This window comes from Arenibacter hampyeongensis (assembly GCF_002909255.1).
In the GTDB taxonomy this organism is placed as follows: domain Bacteria; phylum Bacteroidota; class Bacteroidia; order Flavobacteriales; family Flavobacteriaceae; genus Arenibacter; species Arenibacter hampyeongensis.
On record NZ_PIOB01000006.1, the window covers coordinates 63,024 to 83,302 of the forward strand.

General features: G+C 37.9%; 21 protein-coding genes and 1 pseudogene. 7 read left to right on the forward strand and 15 right to left on the reverse strand.

Going from position 1 to position 20,279, the window contains the following annotated elements:
• Positions 1–45 precede the first annotated feature (45 nt).
• A pseudogene (locus tag CWD91_RS15200) lies at positions 46–282 on the reverse strand (transposase); the annotation flags it as partial.
• A gap of 248 nt (positions 283–530) precedes the next feature.
• Between CWD91_RS15200 and CWD91_RS15205 the strand changes: the two are divergent.
• The 5 genes from CWD91_RS15205 to CWD91_RS15230 all read left to right on the forward strand — a co-directional run bounded on the left by CWD91_RS15205 (position 531) and on the right by CWD91_RS15230 (position 3,982).
• Positions 531–746, forward strand: a complete 216-nt coding sequence (locus CWD91_RS15205; protein WP_103441824.1) for a hypothetical protein — start codon at positions 531–533, stop codon at positions 744–746.
• A gap of 470 nt (positions 747–1,216) precedes the next feature.
• The gene (locus tag CWD91_RS15215; protein ID WP_103441826.1) at positions 1,217–1,564 is read left to right on the forward strand and encodes a DNA-directed RNA polymerase subunit alpha C-terminal domain-containing protein; all 348 of its coding nucleotides are present in this window, start codon (positions 1,217–1,219) and stop codon (positions 1,562–1,564) included.
• Positions 1,565–2,270: 706 nt separating this feature from the next.
• Complete coding sequence (locus CWD91_RS15220) at positions 2,271–2,732, forward strand: JAB domain-containing protein (protein WP_103441827.1); 462 nt, start codon at positions 2,271–2,273, stop codon at positions 2,730–2,732.
• Between the two features lie 82 nt (positions 2,733–2,814).
• Positions 2,815–3,009 (forward strand): hypothetical protein, encoded by a 195-nt coding sequence (locus CWD91_RS15225; protein WP_157943809.1) that lies wholly within the window; start codon positions 2,815–2,817, stop codon positions 3,007–3,009.
• Between the two features lie 487 nt (positions 3,010–3,496).
• The gene (locus tag CWD91_RS15230; RefSeq protein ID WP_103441829.1) at positions 3,497–3,982 is read left to right on the forward strand and encodes a hypothetical protein; all 486 of its coding nucleotides are present in this window, start codon (positions 3,497–3,499) and stop codon (positions 3,980–3,982) included.
• A gap of 32 nt (positions 3,983–4,014) precedes the next feature.
• Here the strand turns inward: CWD91_RS15230 and CWD91_RS15235 are convergent, their stop codons facing one another.
• The 14 genes from CWD91_RS15235 to CWD91_RS15300 all read right to left on the reverse strand — a co-directional run bounded on the left by CWD91_RS15235 (position 4,015) and on the right by CWD91_RS15300 (position 17,304).
• Positions 4,015–7,053 carry a TraQ conjugal transfer family protein gene (locus CWD91_RS15235; protein ID WP_103441830.1) on the reverse strand — a complete coding sequence of 1,013 codons (3,039 nt, stop codon included), beginning with the start codon at positions 7,051–7,053 and terminating at the stop codon, positions 4,015–4,017.
• A gap of 11 nt (positions 7,054–7,064) precedes the next feature.
• A complete protein-coding gene (locus tag CWD91_RS15240) occupies positions 7,065–7,604 on the reverse strand; it encodes a conjugal transfer protein TraO (RefSeq protein WP_103441831.1) in 540 nt (179 codons plus the stop codon).
• Between the two features lie 2 nt (positions 7,605–7,606).
• Positions 7,607–8,581 (reverse strand): DUF4138 domain-containing protein, encoded by a 975-nt coding sequence (locus CWD91_RS15245; RefSeq protein ID WP_103441832.1) that lies wholly within the window; start codon positions 8,579–8,581, stop codon positions 7,607–7,609.
• Between the two features lie 2 nt (positions 8,582–8,583).
• Positions 8,584–9,594 (reverse strand): conjugative transposon protein TraM, encoded by a 1,011-nt coding sequence (traM, locus tag CWD91_RS15250; RefSeq protein WP_103441833.1) that lies wholly within the window; start codon positions 9,592–9,594, stop codon positions 8,584–8,586.
• Between the two features lie 10 nt (positions 9,595–9,604).
• Positions 9,605–10,222 carry a hypothetical protein gene (locus tag CWD91_RS15255; RefSeq protein ID WP_103441834.1) on the reverse strand — a complete coding sequence of 206 codons (618 nt, stop codon included), beginning with the start codon at positions 10,220–10,222 and terminating at the stop codon, positions 9,605–9,607.
• Between the two features lie 46 nt (positions 10,223–10,268).
• Complete coding sequence (locus tag CWD91_RS15260; RefSeq protein ID WP_103441835.1) at positions 10,269–11,180, reverse strand: type IV secretion system protein; 912 nt, start codon at positions 11,178–11,180, stop codon at positions 10,269–10,271.
• A 7-nt stretch (positions 11,181–11,187) separates the two neighbouring features.
• Positions 11,188–11,805 (reverse strand): hypothetical protein, encoded by a 618-nt coding sequence (locus tag CWD91_RS15265; RefSeq protein WP_157943810.1) that lies wholly within the window; start codon positions 11,803–11,805, stop codon positions 11,188–11,190.
• Positions 11,806–11,818: 13 nt separating this feature from the next.
• Positions 11,819–14,353 (reverse strand): TraG family conjugative transposon ATPase, encoded by a 2,535-nt coding sequence (locus tag CWD91_RS15270; protein WP_103441837.1) that lies wholly within the window; start codon positions 14,351–14,353, stop codon positions 11,819–11,821.
• Positions 14,338–14,661, reverse strand: a complete 324-nt coding sequence (locus CWD91_RS15275; protein WP_103441838.1) for a DUF4133 domain-containing protein — start codon at positions 14,659–14,661, stop codon at positions 14,338–14,340. Before CWD91_RS15275 ends, CWD91_RS15270 begins: the two co-directional genes overlap by 16 nt.
• Positions 14,662–14,673: 12 nt before the next feature.
• On the reverse strand, positions 14,674–15,033 hold the full coding sequence (locus CWD91_RS15280) for a TrbC/VirB2 family protein (RefSeq protein ID WP_110357174.1): 360 nt from the start codon (positions 15,031–15,033) through the stop codon (positions 14,674–14,676).
• Positions 14,966–15,316 (reverse strand): hypothetical protein, encoded by a 351-nt coding sequence (locus CWD91_RS15285; RefSeq protein ID WP_157943812.1) that lies wholly within the window; start codon positions 15,314–15,316, stop codon positions 14,966–14,968. The genes CWD91_RS15280 and CWD91_RS15285 overlap by 68 nt, the downstream gene beginning before the upstream one ends.
• Before the next feature lie 9 nt (positions 15,317–15,325).
• Positions 15,326–15,772, reverse strand: a complete 447-nt coding sequence (locus tag CWD91_RS15290) for a hypothetical protein (protein WP_103441840.1) — start codon at positions 15,770–15,772, stop codon at positions 15,326–15,328.
• Positions 15,773–15,783: 11 nt separating this feature from the next.
• Entirely contained in the window at positions 15,784–16,467 is a 684-nt protein-coding gene (locus CWD91_RS15295; protein ID WP_103441841.1) for a ParA family protein, read from the reverse strand.
• A 609-nt stretch (positions 16,468–17,076) separates the two neighbouring features.
• Positions 17,077–17,304 (reverse strand): hypothetical protein, encoded by a 228-nt coding sequence (locus tag CWD91_RS15300; protein WP_103441842.1) that lies wholly within the window; start codon positions 17,302–17,304, stop codon positions 17,077–17,079.
• Positions 17,305–17,467: 163 nt separating this feature from the next.
• On the opposite strand from CWD91_RS15300, the gene mobC reads away from it, so the two are divergent.
• Positions 17,468–17,851 carry a plasmid mobilization relaxosome protein MobC gene (gene mobC, locus CWD91_RS15305; RefSeq protein WP_103441843.1) on the forward strand — a complete coding sequence of 128 codons (384 nt, stop codon included), beginning with the start codon at positions 17,468–17,470 and terminating at the stop codon, positions 17,849–17,851.
• A gap of 1 nt (position 17,852) precedes the next feature.
• Positions 17,853–20,147 carry a relaxase/mobilization nuclease domain-containing protein gene (locus tag CWD91_RS15310; RefSeq protein WP_103441844.1) on the forward strand — a complete coding sequence of 765 codons (2,295 nt, stop codon included), beginning with the start codon at positions 17,853–17,855 and terminating at the stop codon, positions 20,145–20,147.
• Positions 20,148–20,279: the final 132 nt, after the last annotated feature.

Sequence of the window (20,279 nt, forward strand, 5' to 3'; positions counted from 1 at the left end):
GACCTTTTTTTCATATATCCTAAGGAACTGATTTAAAATAATGCCTCAATTCCTGATGGGCAATGACCATTTCTTGGTCGCCTCCCTTGTTGCCAAATATACGGATTTCATTACCGTATCATCGGTAGGGAATTAAAGTTTGTTCTTGGTGTACTTTCTGATTTTTCCATTGAGGTTCTCTATAAGATTGGTGGTATTGATAATCTTACGGATCTCCAAGGGAAACTCGAAGAATACGGTGAGTTCCTGCCAGTTGTCCCTCCAACTTTTTATTGCGTAGGAATTCAATTATCCATTAATTAGGACACCATGCCAGTGAACGAAAACAAGATTTAAAAGTTTAAATAAAGGATTGAATTCTGAATATTTCGGGTATATACTGAGAGTTAAAATGGTAATTTAAATATAGTCCCTAGTAATAACCGCCACTAGCACTGAACACACTGTTGACAACTTTACTGATACTTAAATCGAATTTTTTTTTTTGACGCCAGTTTTCCAATATTTTTATAGCTTATCAAAACTAACCCATGATAGACAATATCAGGCGTTTATTCGAGCAAATGGATGCCCCTACCAGGGAAGTAGCATTGGCCTGCCTTAAGAAAGAGTTCAATGTCAAACACGGGAAATTGGTCAAGAACGAATGGATTATCGGTGGTAGAATTCCCGAAGCCTTCCAAGAAAGAACCGTGAAATTGTTTCAGAACCTAATAATGAAACAGGCAATTCTAATAGATAGATAAATTTCTCTAAGACCTTTAATCGATTTTAGATCATGGATGCCATTTTTCTTCCAAGCCTCATATTTTTAAATAAACCCCAATATTATTATCTTACTGAAAAGTTCCAATAAAGGATGAAAATTTTTCTTCTAAGTCCGATGAATAAATTTTGGATACCTTGAAAAAAAGAACAATGTCCGTTGGAACTAATGAAGTCTTTTTGGACGTTTCCAAAAAGGCAAGCTGTATATTATCTTGCTGCCACGGTAGGGAGAAGGCCAGAATTGAAGATATGTACCCCAAATATTTTACAGAGTTCCTGTGGATTTTACTTTGATCAACTAGGGTTGTGACTTTAAATCGATTCAGGATTATTTGGGAGCATTCATCCATAAGCATACCAGTCAATAAACCAAGGTGGCCGGTTGAAGGTAATAAAAAACACTAGGATTGAAAGCTAGAACAATCGTGATGCCAACCAAAACCATGTAATGAAAAAGAAAATAATCACTTACTATGAATTTTTGGAAGCCCTATCCACCATAAGAAGATTCAAGAAACAAGTTCCTCTCCTTTATAAGGAAATGGAAGAGGAGGTCAACTTGATATCCAAATTTGTTAACGTTGACAAGAACACCAAGATCTGCCAATTGCCGTTGTCCACCCGGGCATTGAACGTATTGAAAGCACTGGACCATATCGATATATGGGAAGGAACGACCCAGGACTTGGCCAAGCTCTCGATGAAGAAACTTTTGGGCACCAAGAATGCAGGAAGAAGAACTGTCGACGAGATAAAGGAACTATGTCTGTTCGCCAATCTCCAAATGAAGCCGTAGTAAAAAGAACCCGAATTAGCCATTTAATGGGCTAATTATTGGGAGTTATTAGAAGTTATTAACGCCTAAATAAATGTAAAATATTGATTTACAGTATTTTATGTATATTTTCAACTTAAATATACTATTTGTGATACTTTCAAACATTGTATCTTAGCTGTAGCTAGTAACAGAGCTATCTGGCTTGAAACACAAAAGATCGGAATTGAGGTCCGATCTTTTGATTATTAATGCTCCACAAAACAGTTGAGATATGGAATTTGCATTTCTGTATTTACTACTTTTCTATATGATTCTACGAGAATTGAGATAAGTAGTTAAACCTTAGAAGCCCTGTTTTAGGACGGGGCTTTTTTTGTTCCGTACAAATGTAAATATAAATCTTCTTTTGTAGAAACTATATATAAATTTAGGAATTTCTCCCAATAACTGTTCTATTCATTTTGCAAGGGTATCGAACCCTCCTAAAACGATTCGGTTATATCTTGTTTAAAATGGCAGGTTTCAGCCTAAAAATTCATTTTTCATACTTATGCCGCAATTTAATCAAGCCGCATTTGCCCTGTCCATGTAGTATTTGAAAAAATGGGGTATCCCTCCTGTCAGGGGAGCCCACCACAATTTTTTAAAATCTCCACATGGACCTATCCCCACCGCTACGCTCCTGTTGATTTTTTTCGCCGCATAATCTTAAAAACATACTATTATGAAAGACATTCGAATCGCAACCTTTAAAGATTTCGTTGGAGAGTTAACGGCCATTTACAGGAGAACAGAACTACCCACTTTTCAAATAACCTCTTCGAGTTCCGTGAGAGAGTTCATTTATCCCTATTTTGACGATGTAATGGACGATCACGAAGAAGTGAAGGTCATACATTTGAACCGTAAAAATCAGGTGGTGAACATACACCATCTAACATCTGGAACCGATAACGGTTGTCTCATTTCGACAAAGGATGTGCTGCGACACGCAATCCTGATCAAGACAAGCTCCCTGATCCTGGTTCACAACCATCCATCAGGGAATCTAAATCCCTCGGAAGCCGACAAGCAAATCTCCAACAAGTTGAGGGAAGCTTCAAAGTTGGTGGACATATCAACCCTTGACAGCATAATAATCACTAGGGAGGGATATTACTCCTTCGCAGATGAAGGGCTTTTTTAGGCCCTTTGTTTTGCTGTCACAATATTACTGGAATTGTACGCTTTTGAGTACATTTGTAATAAATTCAAAAATTTATACCACTATGGATTATAAGTTTGTACCCCTAAGAAATTGGTTATTGGAACGGGAAGCTCTCTCTATTAGGAAGTTGGAGGACAACTGTGAAATGCCAAGGGATACCCTACGGCATTTTCTGAACGAACGGAGGAACTTTCCGGAAAAGCATTATGAATCTTTATTGAAAGAGTTGGCAAAGTATGGATTCCATCAGGATTAAACGCTTAATTTTTGAATTTAAATGAACAAAACCCTAAAAAGCCAGAGCCATGAGGCCTTACAGGGCAACAGGTATTACGCTAAAGGGTTTTTGTGAGATTATGGAAGTTTTATTAAACAATTGCAAAAATTGAATGTATTATTGGGAAGATAGTATGTGGATTTTTAGAACAGAGTATTTGTTCTTGGGCTTATGGTCTCTAAACAAAGTCTAATAGACTATCGACTGAATTTATTTGCGAATAAAAAACTTCTATAAACTGAAAAGTTGGATCTAAAATCTTACGGTTTCAGAAGTAAAATAGAGCTAAGCATGTAAAGCCTACTAAGTTTTTTTAACCATCTAGGAACCGCATAAGGATGCAAAAGGAGCTAAAAAATGCATTAAGGGCATTTTTTCAACTCCTTACAAGCTATTACTGTTTTTATGATTGCCATACCTATGCTCATAATATTTATCTTTATACAAAGGTCTAAAACATGTTCTTATGAAAATTAATACTAATGTTTTTCTCATTTTTTCTATTTTACTATTTTTTGCATGTAGTAATGATAATGATAATCTTTCAGAATCGGACAAGGCTCAAGCCCTACTGGGACAATGGGAATATGAATCCATAATGACCGATAGAGCGGTAGATATCAATGGCGACGGCACCTCAAATATAGATTTGTTCAATACACAGGAAATTAAACAATGTATCAAAGATAATTTGACCTTTTTTGCTAAAAGGGGGGAAGGAGAGAAAGGAGCTTATAACATCAACGAAAACGGGCTTGCTTGTGATGGAAATCAAGCGTTTACCACTATAGAAACTGATACATATGAACTCATAAACAATAATCGTATCGTTTTTGATACACGAAACGAGATGAAGATTATGGAATTTACCAAAAATAAACTTGTGGTAGAGACCGAGGATAATCTCGGTGGCACCGATGTTTTGGTAACCATTATCCTCAAAAAAAGTTAAATGCCAAAATAGTTCTTATGTTACTTTTTCCATTATACCCTAATTATTGACCCCCTTACTGTATTACTCCATTGCCCATTGCTGTCCTGTACCCTAACCTCATAATCTTGGTCTAGGTATTTAAGTCTATTCTCCTTAGGTTCTTCCTCTAGTTCAAAATAGCGTTCAACACCCGATCCTCTGGCGTCATTGTAATTGAATAACATTGTATCCCATCTTCTATCATCTATGTTGTAAATACGAACCTCCACTTGTTGTAAAGTAGAACCATTATAGGCTTCGGAACAATTTGCAGCAAAACAGGTATATATCCGAACCACGTAGTCACAGCCATTAAGACCACCACATCGTATATTATGCTTCTCTCCCTTGACTGCTGCAGTCGGCTTTTTAAGCATTAAAATCGATTCACTGGCGGTCTGTGATATGCCAGTTGAATTTTCGACACGAAAATTAATAGTAAAACTCTCGTCGATTTGTGGATAAAACTGCATCGCCACAGAACCGTACTCCAGGGGAATAACCTCACCTTCCCTATATATCTTCCCCCGATGGTTTATATAACCCCCATTCATATCGGCAAATTCAAATGTCATTTGGTAAATGACAGATGTATCGTGTCCAGATGTGGCATTTGTGACCACATTTAATAGGAAGGGTTGATTTTCATATTTATCTTGGGACGGCTGGCCGACGGTAAAATCGAAAAATTCTTCATACTTTTCAAAATTAATATTTACATCTGCTGTTTTTTCAACGTCTGAGGATGATCTGACCGTAAATTCAATATTATGATTGGATTCAGAAATGCCAGTATAACTTCCCTGGAAAGAGCCAACTGGAACGTTAAAACTTTCACCTGCCGCATAAGTATTGCCTTGATATTCAAAGCTACCGTTGCTGCCTCCGGATGAAAAATACATCACATAGCTATCTCCTCCAATGCCCAATTCGGTAATATTGAAATTAATATCTACAGTTTCTCCAATATAAACCTTTGATTGTGTCGCGTTTGCTGTAAAATTATAATTCTTTGGCGTAACGTCGATGGATATTGTAACCGTTTTTTCCAGACCAGTTTCATTTTGAACATAAAAAGTTAAATTGATATTGCTCTCGTCGGTACCTTCCAGGCTCCAGTTGAAATTTCCTTTGGGAATATCATAAATATTTCCTGCACTCACTTCTGTGCCATTTTCATTCCTAATAAGGGCATTTCCGTTTAAGCTATATCTGATATTATATTCTGAGGAACCAATACTTTCTGAAATGTTGAAGTTAAGCGAGGTGATCTCGCCGACTGAAATATCGGTTTTTTGACTCCCTCCAGTGAACAAGAAATCCACTTGGTTGTAGTTCACCATAGTATTCGCAGTATGCGTCACATTTGCACTTGACTCCACGCTCAACACGATATCGTGCTGCCCCGCTTCCGTACCTGTATAGACTACATTATTATTGTTTGGGCCAAGTTGAAATTTTTCGCCTGGTCCGTATTCTATTCCGTTTACTCGAAGTGAACTATTCCTGCCGGATGAATAAAAGGCTTCATAAGTATCATTGGTTCCTTCAGGTATTTCATTGATGTCAATAATTATATCTACTGGCAAATTTGCAAACTCTGAAGTCTTTGAAGGGGTCATACTCAATGTAAAATCGTTCTGTTTGGTTTCAAGGTCAATATTGACCGGCCCCACTTCCTGACCGTAATTGTCGGTTACAATAAATGAAATTTGGTGCGAACCTAAACTTTCTGGATAATAAAAAAGTGAAAAGTTACCAAGTTCCACTGGATAGCCTGTTGAGTTCTGTAGGGTGTTGCCATTTATCCCGGTCAGCCTTCCGTTGCCCTCCACAATTTCATAGGAAATATTGTAATCTATATTCTCTGTGTTGCCATTGGATTTAATATTAAAATTGAGTTGAGTACGCTCATTTAAAAAAACTGAATTGCTTTCCGAATTACCGGAAAAAGTAAATGGGATGTTCGCCACCTCGATTTCAACGCTGTCCTGTTTTATCTGTCCGTTTGAATCCCTCACATCAAAGAATATTGTCCGTTTTCCCAGTTCAGTACTCGTAAAAGTGAAATTGTAGGAATTGGGAATTATAGGCCTAAATTTACCTGGATCCATTACGCCACCGTTCTGGTCGCGCACGGTACCTGCACCTTCGCTAGTAGATGAAAAGGAATGGGTAATTTCATATGCTACGTCAGATTCTTCGTCTTGGGTCCTCAGATCTATGGCGACGGCCAAATTAGTATTTAATTCCACTTGGGTCGATGCAGCAGTGGCATTAATTGTAAAGCCGAGGTTAAGTACAGTAAGAAGAAGAACCTCGGTCAAGGTAGCACCATCAGGAGCTTTGGCCGTAACGATTAATCTATGTTCGCCCAAGGTATCCGGAAGGTATCCCATCTCTGAAATTCCTTTTGGTAAGTTAAATGGTTTTCCAGCGTCAAAAGCTTCTTCTTTCAAATAGAGTTTCCCGGTTCCATTTTCAATCTGATACGTTATTTCAAATTCCCCTTTATTATCGGGGTTTTCGGTTTCCTTATCCCTAAGTAGTGTTACGTTCACAGGATTCTTGGAATTGATGATAAAATCGTTGACCCCTTTGTTTAGCAAAAAGCTAAAACTGGCGTATTTGGCATAGTGCAATAGTTCCAATTTTTTCTCCCTGGCATTTGAATCCCAAGCAATGAAGTTAATTTTATGCATGCCTGTATCGATGGCGACATAATTATATGACCACTGCTTGTCGATAATGTTCAGCGTATCATTCTCAAGGATAGTATCGCCTAACATGTTCATGAAGTATCCTTTGCCCTTCAAAGTCGTATATCGCGCATAATAATGAACAGTACTTATTTCTTTTTCAGGAATAATTGAAAATAAAGTTTTGGCACTTTCAAAAACGAAACTGGTTTCCGGCTGTTCAATGGAGAAATTGAAATCAAAATCATCCAAAATAATATCCTCAAAATCCTTGCTACAAGCAATGATAAGCACTGATATTAAGGCGACAAGCCCCAGTACTACTTTAGTAACTTTTTTGTAGTTTTTCATCTTCAAAGTGTTTAGAACAGGAAATAGCGAAGACCGATTCCGACAAAAGGATAAAAATTTCCTATATCGCTATTGACGTGATAGTATTCGTTGGCCTTTAGTAGAAAGGAGAAATCATTGCTGAGGGTTATTTCCCCTTCCAGTCCCAAATAGGCTCCATATATAAATTGACTTTTAGCATCTATGATCGCTCCGTTCTCAAGCAAGTTGCTGCCATTGTTAATGACCTCGTATCCGATAATTGCCCCACCGCCAAAATTGAGGGCATACCGTTTAAAATTTTTCTGTTCCCAAATCTTGATGAAGTATCCGGGCTGTACAGTGAAAATGTTATAAGGAATATCAAACGAACCTTTATCCTCTGCAATGGCGGCAAATATGCTCAATTGCACATAACGCTCTCTGTTTACGTGGTAATTGAACGTGGCCATTATACCATAACCATCCTCCGCGTAACCCCCGCTTATTCCGACCGATGAGGCATAATTGCCACTTTGCGTGTATGCCATTGTCGTAATGAAAAGTGTCAAAACTGCTATAGAGTTCCTCATTTTTAAAAGTTTATGGGATTATTGATAATTTCATGGCCAATGCGCAATGAAAGATTGCGGTTGCCGGACTCTTCGTCCAATTCCACCAGAACCTCTTTTTTCTCATCCAAGGCAAACTTTTTAAATACCACAACAAAATGGTTCTCGCTTTTTCCTGCTATGGTTTTAGGTTGTTTGTAGACAAAAACCGGTTTGAGCTCCATTTTTTGGTTACTACTGCTATTTTTATAGTTGGTTGCAATTTGATGCTTTATAAAATTGATATCCATATCAAGGCCTTCCTTGTTTTCTATCCTATATTGAAAATAAAGCTCGTCCTCGTTATAGTAGACACCTTTTAGCCATAGGAAAACATTGTCCAATCTAGAAAAATACCGACTGATTTTAGGCTTGTCGAATTGCATATAATAACATCGAAGGCGATAATATTCCAAGGGGTCGGATAGGTACAATTCTTTGGAAGCACTATCTTTAGAATTACCAGCAACTATTTTGTCGGAGTTTTTAATATGAGAAATAGTGTCCATTTTCTCCATTTCATTGTTAAGCTTCTCAGGTGTTGCTATCTGCAGCTGATTTTCGTTCCTTTTTTCAATTGGTTTTCCCTCAATGTTGGCAACGGCCATTTCTTGAGTGATGTACCATGTCGTTTTTTCCGGAACCGCAACTAATTCCAATACAAAATCGTAAACGTTTCCAGTATCAGTAATGACCAAATAGTTGGTTACATTTTCTTTTTCGATGGCGAGTTCATCGTAATAGAGTTTTATTATTCGGCCACTAAATTTGCCGCCTTCCGGTTTTGGTAAGTCCACAATAAAACCGAAATCGTTGCCGATACTACTTTCCGAAATGTTTTCAGGAAAAATAAGAATGGTCTTGAAGTCCTTGGATATTTGCAAGGTATCGCTAGAGGCTTGGCCAACCAACGTATACCCTGAAAATAGGACCGATATGAGCAATAGTGCATTCATCATCTCTATATTTTTTTTGGTTTTAGAATTACACGGTCTCCATTTACCAAAAGTATCTTGTCTTTCTGTTTGTATTTTTTCTTTTGGAAAAAATTGCCAAAGGTGCGTACCAGGTTTTGTGCCAATGGAATTTCTACTGTTTCGCCGACAGCCTCCGATAATTCGTTTACACTTTGTTGTTGAATATCGGCTGTGAATTCCTGCAACAATTGACCCGCTCGCTCATTGTGCAATCCGACCATGCCATCTTCCTGATCAATTGCGGTCAATTCCATTGCTAAATTGTCAATATTGGTTATCTCCAATAAAACCCTTGATCCCTTAACGTTGGCAGTTGCATAAACAAATGTATTCTTAGGGAATCGCCTACCCTTGTAATAGATATCATCCTTTAAGATCAGGGTAACACGGTTACCCGGTAAAATAAACTGGTCACGGTAAATTGCTGCATCGAATGCTATTGCATTCGTCTTGGAGTCGGTGGATGGTTCTGTATAAGGAGCGGAATAATCCTGACTACGGGCAAGACGTTGATCCCTTGCTTGCATTAATAAATTTCTGTATTCCAGTTTTTTTTGTGCATCCGTGGTTTTGGAAGTGTACTCGGGAATAATGGATTCGGGATATGAAGTGTCCTTGACACTCCTATTGCTACTGTTTTCCATTTCATCCAAAGAAAAGTTATTGAGTTCCTCTAAAATACGTTCTAACGAATCATTCTCATTCTTGGTTTCTAAAATACTCTTGAAGAGTCCTTTTGACCTCAATTGATCTAGTGAATCTTGCTGTAACTTTTTGTAAATATCGTTAGGTTTCGTAGCATCGAGTTGTTTGTTATGGTCTGGCAAATTATTGTTGTACGCATCGTCAATGTTACTTTTTTGCTTGTCCTTACCCATAGAACTGATACTGGTCATTACAAAGAATACTGCCAGAAGAACTATAATAGGGGCAAAGAAAGCGAACAGTCTATGCCGTTTTATCCAAAGATTGAATTGGTCAATTCTGCGGTTCATAGGTTGGTAATTACAAATCTTGGTTGTTTAAAACGTCGAACTTTATAATCTTAAGTCCGTTCAAATTATTTGGAGTTGAGTTGGTCTCTACCAAGTACCCTTTGGTTATCATATTCCGATATTCCACATTGCCACTCTTTAAAATCCTTTGTTTTCCAACGAATCGAAATGGAAATGGATATTCGGAGTAATCCACGAAAATTGAATCCTTTTCTATCTCTATCGAATAGCCACTTTTGGCGATATCCTCGTAATAGTTTTGATCGATCAAACGATTGTACAGCCTTTGTACCGAATGATCGGCCATATACAGCGCCTTATCTTCGATATTTCTCTTGATATGGCGTAAATCGGGTTCCAACGCAAAAAACAATTCATGGAAATTGGCAATATGGCCTTCACATAAAATATCTATTGCCCGCTTGTAGTCCTTTATCCTGACGGCAGCCAGCTTCTGGCCGTTATCGAGCAGATAGAAATTGTTTTTGGCGCTCTCGTTCGTCTTGTAGGTATAAAAGATATTGAGGATAGTGGTTACGAACGTGAGAATTAAAGATACATATAGCACTTTATTACTCCTACTACCAATCTTGCTTAAATCGTTGAAAATCTTATAATTACCGTCCATCTGTTTTTTTGATATCGTTTAAAGTCAATTTTTATCGTTAAACTGCTTATTGTATTAGGGTTCTTACTCCCTTTGTAGCTCCTCCCGTGTTGGCATCAACTGTCGTTTGTGCTACTTTTTTCACATAGTGTTTAGTCCGATCCTTCAAATGGCTGGCACTGACGTTCATTCCCTGCACGATGAAGTTGGATAATATAGGGGCCTTTAGATAAACGAAAACGTTCATTAACATCAACAAACCGCAGGTGAGCACTAAACCTAAATTTGCATCTCCTTCGGACAGTAATGAGTCTATCAGCTTATCCAATACGTGCAGCATAAAGTTATCAATAAGGTGAAGCATGGGTATCCAGAGGCAGACACTCATGAATTTTTGTAGCCATGCCTTCCACATACCTGAAAATACTGGTATGAAGGACAACCCTATATTCAATGGCCCAAATATTATCAACACGAACAAATACACTACGGACATCGCTTTTATTCCCACAAATACAATTGCAGAAATGACCGATGCAATGGCTGTAACCCCAGATGTGATAGCCCCGAGAACAAGTATTTGAATAGCCTCCGGATCGCCCTGTAACAGAACCCAGGATACCCCAAAATCCACCATAGCAGTTGTCTGGGCCACCAGGATTTTAATATGGAGGACGTCCCATGAAATATCATTAGCCTTTAGGGACATTCCAATTCCTTGGTAGAATTCAAGAATGGTCCTTGTCAGGGCCCGATAATTAAAAAGGACAAAGGCCAATGGCATCCATTTGAGATGTTCGAAAATATCAGCTCGCTTATCCTTATTGAGAAACACTAGAATGGCAACTACTGAGATACCAATACATGCGAAAACCTGACCGATTTCTATCATCGGGTCTACAACTTCGTAGGCATCTAAAATATATTGATCAAAAAGTTCATTGACCGATTCCCGTATTCCTTTGTCAGTGATGTTCATACCATGATTAGTTTTTATTCATATTGATCAGTGTGCGGCGAGATTCTCGGAGGGAATTGATTTGTGATAGTTTATGATTGTAAACAATTAGGTTGTCCAAAATGGTTTCCAGTTTAAGGTTAATGGCATTGACCTTCTTTAGCCGTTCTTCAGGCAAAATGATGGCTTTGGTATTTATAATCTCATTGCATTGTTGAAATAGATTTTTAGTCTCCAAAAGAGCATTGGCGGCATAACCAAAAAATTCATCGATTTCCTTTCGCTCCAAATATTCCAATTCTTGGACAGTCTGTTTGGAAGTTCTATATGCTTCGAGAATCTTTGTTTTTAGTTCTATGGCCAAGCTCACATCTGTCGATCCGGTCACGTATTTGGGTGCCTGTTTCTTAGCTTCCAATTCTTCTTTCAGAATTTCTCTGGATTTAGAGGTTTCATTATTGTTTTTCTCCATTAGATTAATCAATTGGGACAAGTTTTTGTTTACAGCTTTTAGCTCTAGGTTGATATTCATGAGCTGGCTGTTGACCATCCCAACGCTAGTGTTGGTGGCAACATCTGTTACTGGAATCTGGGAAAAAAGCGCCAGGTGCAGCAATAGGCTCAGAATTACTGGAGTTAGTTTCATTTTTTTTTTGGTTTTATGGAATATTGTCAAAGGCATAAGCCTTAGCCGTCAACTCCCAATTTTTATGATTTTTATTGTATAGTTGTTTGATCTTAGCACTTTCGTTGGGGTTGGTTTCATAGATACACTTTTCTTCCAAAGACGTTTCCACGCCATACACCTTTACCATGTCCATCCAACAAAATGCAACCTCACGGAATTTCCTGTCTTTTGGTAGGTCTTTGTTGAGAGAAAGAACGAGTTGTTTCTGTTTTTCACCCAATCCCATTAGGGACTGTATTTTATCAAAGGATCGGGCAAAGTCGCGCATATCCAAAAACACTTTTATATGCGAATTAACCACAATAGCATTTTTGATAATTTCAGAGGATATAAAATCATCAACTTTTTGGGAAATGAAGATTGGCTGGCCGCCCAGCTTTCTGGCCATTCTGGACTGGTTGTTAAAGTAGTGTACAAGTTCCGGTCTTACTAGAGCCTTCCAGGCTTCGTCGACGGCCAGTATTTTATTAATGGATAATTTTGTAGGGTCGTGCATCTTCTTGTTGAATATTTCCATAATCATCAAGGCGGTAATAGGAAACAGCAGTTCGTTATCGATCAATTTGCCCAATTTGAAATAGATAATCTTTTCATCACTTAGGCTGGAAATCCGATCGTCCAATTTGTTCAGTAAGCTTCCCCTAGTGCCATTGGCATAGTATTTTTCCAAAAGGAACATGAACACATCAGAATCGAACTTTTCCTTTGGGACTTTTTTAGTTTTAATATAGGTTGCAATGTGGATTTTGCAGTATTCAAAAAAGGTATCGAACTTATAATTTTTGTCTCCATTTTTCCACATCCATTCGTAATAGTCGGTAATCAAAAATTCCAAAACGGTATTTGTTATTTCTGATCCGCCTATAATCCCATCCTGACCAATAATCAATTTTAGAAGGGTTACAAGGTAAACCAACTTTCCTTGAGCTAAAGTTTTGCCCTTGACGTCGCTTTCAAGAGAATCATATTTGTCCAATAAAAAGGGGTTGAATGTAAACGGCTTTTCATCATCGTGCTGCAACGTTACACCGCCAAATACTTCAGTAAGTCTATCGTATGAGTTGCCATCTTCCATAATTATGGCCTCCGCGCCCTGTCTTAGTTCGGAAGCAAAATAATGATTGCCTAAATAAGACTTGCCACCACCCGACCCTGAGGCGACCAACATGCCCCGATTGAAGATCCAATCTTTTTTTTCTGGTTCCCTGTACACAGATACTGAAAGCGGTTGGCCAGTAACACGGTCAACCAATCGCAATCCATCAACAGCACTGGTTGCATCTTTATAACCGCCTTCAAGATAGAGTAGGGCCGTGGCCATATCGCTGGGCATGGGCAAGTACATATCGGAAGATATCCCGATCGCGTTACCAGCTATTCCTGCAAAGAAAAGGTTCTTTCGGTCAATGGTGTTGTGTTTGGCATTTATCTTTAGTTTTTTGAAAGCGCCTGTAATGGAGTTTTCCATTTGCTTGGGCGGATTCCCTACTTCTTCAAAACCAAAAACATTGAGATGGTAAAAAACAGATTCCTTATGATTTTCCAAAATTTCTTTGGTATAATCATAAATCTGGTCCGCATAGATGGCATTGCTGTCATCTTTTTTGCCATTACCGAATCGTAGAAAGCTTTTGGCTTTTTTTCTTAAGCCTGTCAGGACTTTTTCTTGATTTGGAATATAGATATATTGGTTAATAATGTGCTCATGAGGAACTTTGAAACCTAAAGAAAAAAGATTGCCTATAGGAAACCGGTTTTGTCGGGTAGTGAATTTTCCATAAAATTCGTAGGTGCCGATATGGTCCTTATTAAACTGATCCAAATTTTCAAGGGTAAAAAACTGTCCTTGTTTATTTCCCACATGTATGGTATTGCTGTCAAAATCTACATCCACCAAATTTGTGCTATTTTCCTTAAGACCAAAGTATTTAGCATAAAGTCCATTTTGGGAAAACAGGTCGTCGTATGCCAGAATATTCGATTCTATGAGTCCGGAAGAATTGATCAGATTGTTCACGTTCTGTACCTGAGCTTCAAAATCTGTTAGCATACTACTATTGATAAATTCATTGGGAATGGTTTGTGTCAAATAAAAATCCCGGTTTTTCTCTAAAAAGGAGTTCGCCCGTTTGGAACTGTATTTGATATAGTTTTCTGGGACAACACTGATATATAAATAGTGCGTACCAACTAAATATGGGCGATTTTGAAAATGTTTTTCGTTTGCCCTTTCCATCATATCGCCCTGCAGTCTTTCTGATATGGGCGTATAGTTTTCCTGGAGGAAGAAATCTTGCCTATGCAAGAGTCTATTTGGGCCTAAAATATTTATGATGTTCAAGAAAAGTTCTTGAAGGGTTCCATAGTCTTTGGTGTCCAATGTGAACACTTCGGGTAGAATAAGCTGTAATGGAATTGTTAAACATCCCCTTTCTTTTGATATTACGGCCTGCCGTTCGTATCCGTATATAGGGAATGCATCCCAAAGAGCTACCTGTTTTCCCATAACAATAGATTTTTATAGTCATTGGCTACTTTGATGGAATCAGGTTTGGAAGCATCGGCAAGTTTTTTAACAAAGCCATTGGCGCCATAGGTCCTAGAGTAGAATAACAGGATCATGAATACGACGACAATTGCTATACCAGTAATTAGCAAGGCCAACAACATAGAAATAAAAACGGATAGGACAAGGCCTGTTATGATTGCCGCCGTACCAAGGTATACGCAGTAAAAAATGTATTTTGCGTTGAGACCTTTGTAATAGACATCTTTTTGCAGCCCTTTCTTTATAGGAATGTGGCAGTTTTCCATAATACGGGAAATTTAGATGTTAGCTATTTCCTCACCTATGGCGATCAGAGCAAAAAAAATGGCGATACCAATAATAATCTTGCCCAATTTATTGGCCAGGTCCGTCTGCTGATCTCGAATATAGAGATAGGTCAAACCGGTTATGGCAATGGCCACACCAGCAATAACCTTAATAATATCGACAATTTCCCTGGAGAGGTTTTTCGAATCGTTCTTGAAATCCTGTGCTTCCTGAAGCAGTTGATCGAATTGACCATAGGAGCACACGGTTATGGATAGCAGAATTAAAAAAAGAAGAAATGTTTCAATTTTCGGATTCCGGCGGTATTTCATTGGCCGTATCCTTGTTGCGGATGACTTTGAGTTTTTCATGCTTTTTGCGAGTTATGGAATTTGAATCATCTTCAAATGAACCCTCTCTAAAAGCTTCCAAAAGTTTAGAAGTGTCTTCCACTTCGTTTATCTGGTCGAGTACAGCGTTTAAATCGGTCTTATCATTATCTGATTTATATACAAATTTATCATTTAAACGCAAATAATCTAATTTTTTTGAATGTTTTTTTGTTTTTATGCTTTTTTTGGATAATAGCACCCACGTGATATACCCGTACCAAACAAGGGCAAGACCGAACAATATGTACCAGTAACTGCTCAAATTTCAGTTTTATTTTTGCTCAATGAGCGTAATTAATTTTTCATAATTTCTATTCGTAAAATCCAGCAAAACCTTTCGAATCAAATCGTTCCTTGAGGTCTTGACACCCATTTTATAGGAGATACCCATTGCCAGTTTTTCGTACTTCATTGCACTATCGCTGTTGATGGTCATAAAAAAGGTTTCTTTTTTATTTTTCAATTTATCGGTTTGCAATAACACATCCAACTGTTTTCCCATATTATGGTTATTTTCAGAAGGACTATCTTCCTTCGGTTTCCTATTTTTCTCCAACTTGTTGATAGCATCCTCCTTTCTAACGTTGAGGGAAGTGGTTTGTTGTTTTAGGCCCATACGATCTAGTTTGAGCTGTTCTAGCGTACTTGATGTCTCTTGATTTTTATTTGCCATTTGCTCCAGCAGATCAAGTGTGGTGATTTTTTTCTGTTTTCCCATTGAAATCTAGTTTATAAATTCGATAACTGTTCTAATTCTTCGAGGAATTTTTTAATATCCATATCCCCTTCTTCCTTGTTTTCGGGAATAGGGTAGAGGGTATTCCTGTATTGTTCCTTGTATATAGTCCTGTCCTTGACCACACTTCGCATTATAGGGATGCCGGCTTCTTCGAACTGTTGGCGGAGCAGTGAAAACTTGTTTTTCCTAACCAATTTATACTTGTTGAAAAATAAGTTGACACTTTTGAGTACCCGCTCCTCATTGTCCAGAAAGTTGTTCTTTAAGGTAAAATAGAAATTGGAGGTGCTGTCTATTTCCAATTCGTCGTGGGTAAATGGGATGAAAATATGTTCCACATATAACAGGCCCTTGACCATTTCTACGTTGAGACTACCGGGTAGATCCAGTATAATATAATCCATTAGACCGTAATATTTCATTATTGTGTCTTGGATGGATACAACGCTGACCCGTTCGATGGTGTAAGGCTCCAATTCCTTAATTTCCGAAGCATCCAAGATACTAAGTTCACGCTGTCTTTTTTTATAGATCGAATACTGAGGATTGTCCCCATCAAGTAGCACGACCTTTTTTCCTTTGGCATAGTGAAGGTTGGAGGCCAGGATAAGGTTTAAGGTGGTTTTTCCGATACCACCTTTTTCACCTACGATACTTATAATTTTTGTTTCCATAATCTAGATATATATTTTGATATGTACATATATTATTGAGCCGTTATAATCATATATTGGAATATGAATATATATTTATAGGGATATATTTACATATAAATATATTTGAATATGCACCTATATTTATATTTAAATATATGTATATAATTAATTAATAATCAGATTTTTATATAATATATTTTAATGTAGGTCCATATAAAACCATATCAAAACAGATAGGTACAGTGGGAGGTTCCATATGGTTTTATGCATTGGTTTTTGCTGAGGATTTTTTATACTTTTTACCAATCATGTAGAGGATATTATTACCACTTTTTACGCCTGGATAGAGTTTTGGTTTTTCTTTTTATCACCTCAATATGGTTTATTAGTGAAACTCAATTTTAGAAGTCAGTAAGACGCAATGAAAATTGAAAGTTGAACTAATCCCGCCATTTTCGGCGGGATCTAAGTTCAATGCCTTGACCCTGGGGTCGATTCCTATTATGGGATTCAGGGCAAGCCCTGAGGTTTAATACCTTTTAATTAAGTTTTTGAAGGGACGGGAATTAATATAATGCTGGTTTCTGTATATTTCCAAATCCCTCCGGAAGTCGAGCAACCCTTCCACTACAACCCTCCCCGTGCGGACACGCTTCGCCGGTCCACTCGAGAAGTCTTTCCGTTCCTGTTTTCCTCGACACCCTCGGGACCGCACAAAAGTACAAGCGCCAAAAAAGTTGCTTGACCTTTTTTCACCCGACCCACAAAAAATAGTGGTATTTCATTATTTCTCAACATTTCCAAGGCATCAAATAAGACCATATAATTCTTATGCCTGTACCCATTTATATCCATATGGCCTGATATGTATTTGAGACGTAAAAAACTGATTGTTAGATTGTTATAATCAATTTTATTCTACTATATTTATCCGTGTAGACGGATAGCAAGTTATGTTTTAAGCATCTTAAAACGCCTACTTCTGACGAAGTGAAAACTGATAATATAGAGGGAGAAAATGGCAATCAACAAAGGCGGGAGAAAACGTTTGGGGGACAGGAAGCGGGAGCATGCCATAACGCTTAGGTTCAATGGCCGGGAAATTGAAAAAGTAAAGACTATCCTGCAGTCCTATAATCTTGATTTTGCTAAAAGGGGAACCGTCGGGCCTTTTCTAAGAAAACTTATCCTAAACAGGGAAACGATAAAAGAGAAAAGGGTTCCAGATGATATATCGAACCTCAATTACCAATTGAACAAAATAGGAGCCAACATCAACCAACTGGTAAAGGTGGCCAACTACAAGAATATGCGAAGCCCCAACTCGAACCTGGAACGGGAGATGGAAAAAGCCAGCGAACTGATGCTCGAACTTATAGAAACGATCAACAACGGAAGTTAAAATGATAGCAAGGATACTATATCGGAATAATGTGCAGGGGGTAATGAATTATGTATTGGGCAAGGCCGATAGCACCATACTCGGCTTCCAGAACACCTATTCGGATACCGATACCAACACAGCATTTTTCGGTAGGGTCCTTTACTATCTCGGCAATCGGCACGATTCTGAAAGACGATATGTACATGCGACTATCAATCTTCCCCGAGGCGAACATTTGGAAGACATCGACTTTTTTGAACTGTCCAAAGCGTACATGGAACATATGGGCTATGGAGAACAACCTTATATGGTGGTACGCCACCACGATACCAAGCACGAGCATGTCCACATAGTCTCGACCACCATAAGGGAAGATTGTCTGCAAATAAACCTTTCCAATGATTTCAAAAGGAACGTAGCGACACAGAAATACCTTGAAAAACAGTTTGGGCTCTCCTTATCGCCTGAAACACTTAAAGACAGGGAGCTTCCAATTTATCGGATCCCACAATTCAAGAACGAGGACATTAACGGGGTCAGGTTCTATATACAGGATATCACAAACAACATGCTCCAGAAGTACAAGGTGCGAAGCTTTAAAGAATTGTCCGAAATATTGAGACCGCACCACATCCAAGTAAGGACGATGGACCACAATGGCAGGATAGGCGTATCGTTTGGCATAGAAGTGGAAGATGGATACAGATCAAGATTTATCAACGGGTCCACTGTACATCCACAACTTAGCGGTCCAAAATTGCAAAAGGTCTTTGAGCGGAACAAGCGTTCCAAACTATTGCCTATGGTACAAAAGCGTTTGGAAAAACAGATAATGACCACATTTAAATTGTTCGAGAACATACATTATGAAAACTTGCTGGATGTACTTAAATCCTATCAGAATCTGGATTGTGAATTGCTTTACGATAATGAAATGCAACCAAGTGATATTATCATCTATGATAAATCAGGATTTATATGTAGTACTTCGGAAATAGGTTCAGAAATAGATGTCGTAAACCATCCACAGATAAACAATTCCGAGGATGGGGAAACCAGCATAGATGTGGATAGCAACCAGTTTGTTCTTGAAATACAAAAACTAATAAAAAATGCCTTTTATAAATCCTACTTGGATGCCAATAAAGGTAAAATGATGTTATCGGAATTTGTAATAATAAAAAGCTTTAAGGATTTGCTGCCCTTTTTAGCTAGTTCTGAACAATATTCATTTCTAAACCATTATATGCCCGAAAATAATGGTAGTACCTTATTGATTTCGGTACAAAAGGAATTTGAGAGCATGCGAATGATGTTGGGTATAAAGGAATCGAAAAAAGAACTAAAAACACTGGAAAACAGGGTTTCGATTTTAAAAAAGGTATTGGAAGCCAATGTATTCGATATTTCTGGGAGCCAAACTACCTTATTTCATTTGCTACAGGGTTTAGGCCTCAAATATAGTAATGGTTCAATTTCCTATAGCAACTCCAATATCCATTCCGTTAAGATGTTCCTGGACAATTATCATATTCCAAATGAGAATGAAGCCTACATATCCTTTGGTTGTATCAATCAAAATGAAAAGGTATTGGAAGTGTTAATGGAAGAAAAAGGGTGTAAGGCTCTTGATTTAAGCGCCACCGCTTTTTTCCTTCCCATGTTACTGCCCCAATTATACAGTTCAATGACTCTGGATTATGGAAAGCGGTTTGAAGAACATAGCTTAAAGGCATATCTCCATAAAACGGAACGGCTCCATTTGCCATACGAAAAATCCGCAAGCGATTATATAAAACTGTTCAACGCCAAGGGATTTAATTTTAAGCAAATAGAGGATGATATTTGCATCAGCTCTATTTATTCAAAACATGGGGTCAGTATTCCGTTAGCATTAAAAACCCAGGCATATCTTAAATCGATCAAGAATTTGGATCAAGTGTTGAACGAGCAACCCAAAGCATTATCCAATATAATGGACGAGGGTAGGGGACAGCTCAAAAATTTATGGCTTTCTTATTTGATAGAAAAAGAATTATACGGTAAAGCTGCTTTTATGATGATCTACGATAAATTACGTCCAAATTTGGATAAGGACGTTATGGAATACCATTTAGAAAAGGGGTTGCGGGAATGGTTACTTCAAGTATCCAAACAAAAGTTGAATTCACAACAGGCAACTATTTTGCGTAGGAGTGCCTTTGCCTTCAGTTCTCTTTTGGGAGGTAGCCATTATAAGGAGGAAGAAGTATTTAATGGGTTTAAAGACGAGCTTACGGATTATTCCAAGCGAAATGGAATTTACCTCTCCTGATTAATTGATTATTGAGGATATGAAAACATAGCAATGGCAATTATGCAAGTGGGAACAGGTTAATCTTAATTATGAACAAGAGTAAGTTTTACCCTTATATCGATAACAAAGGTAAATTTTTGTTATATTTAC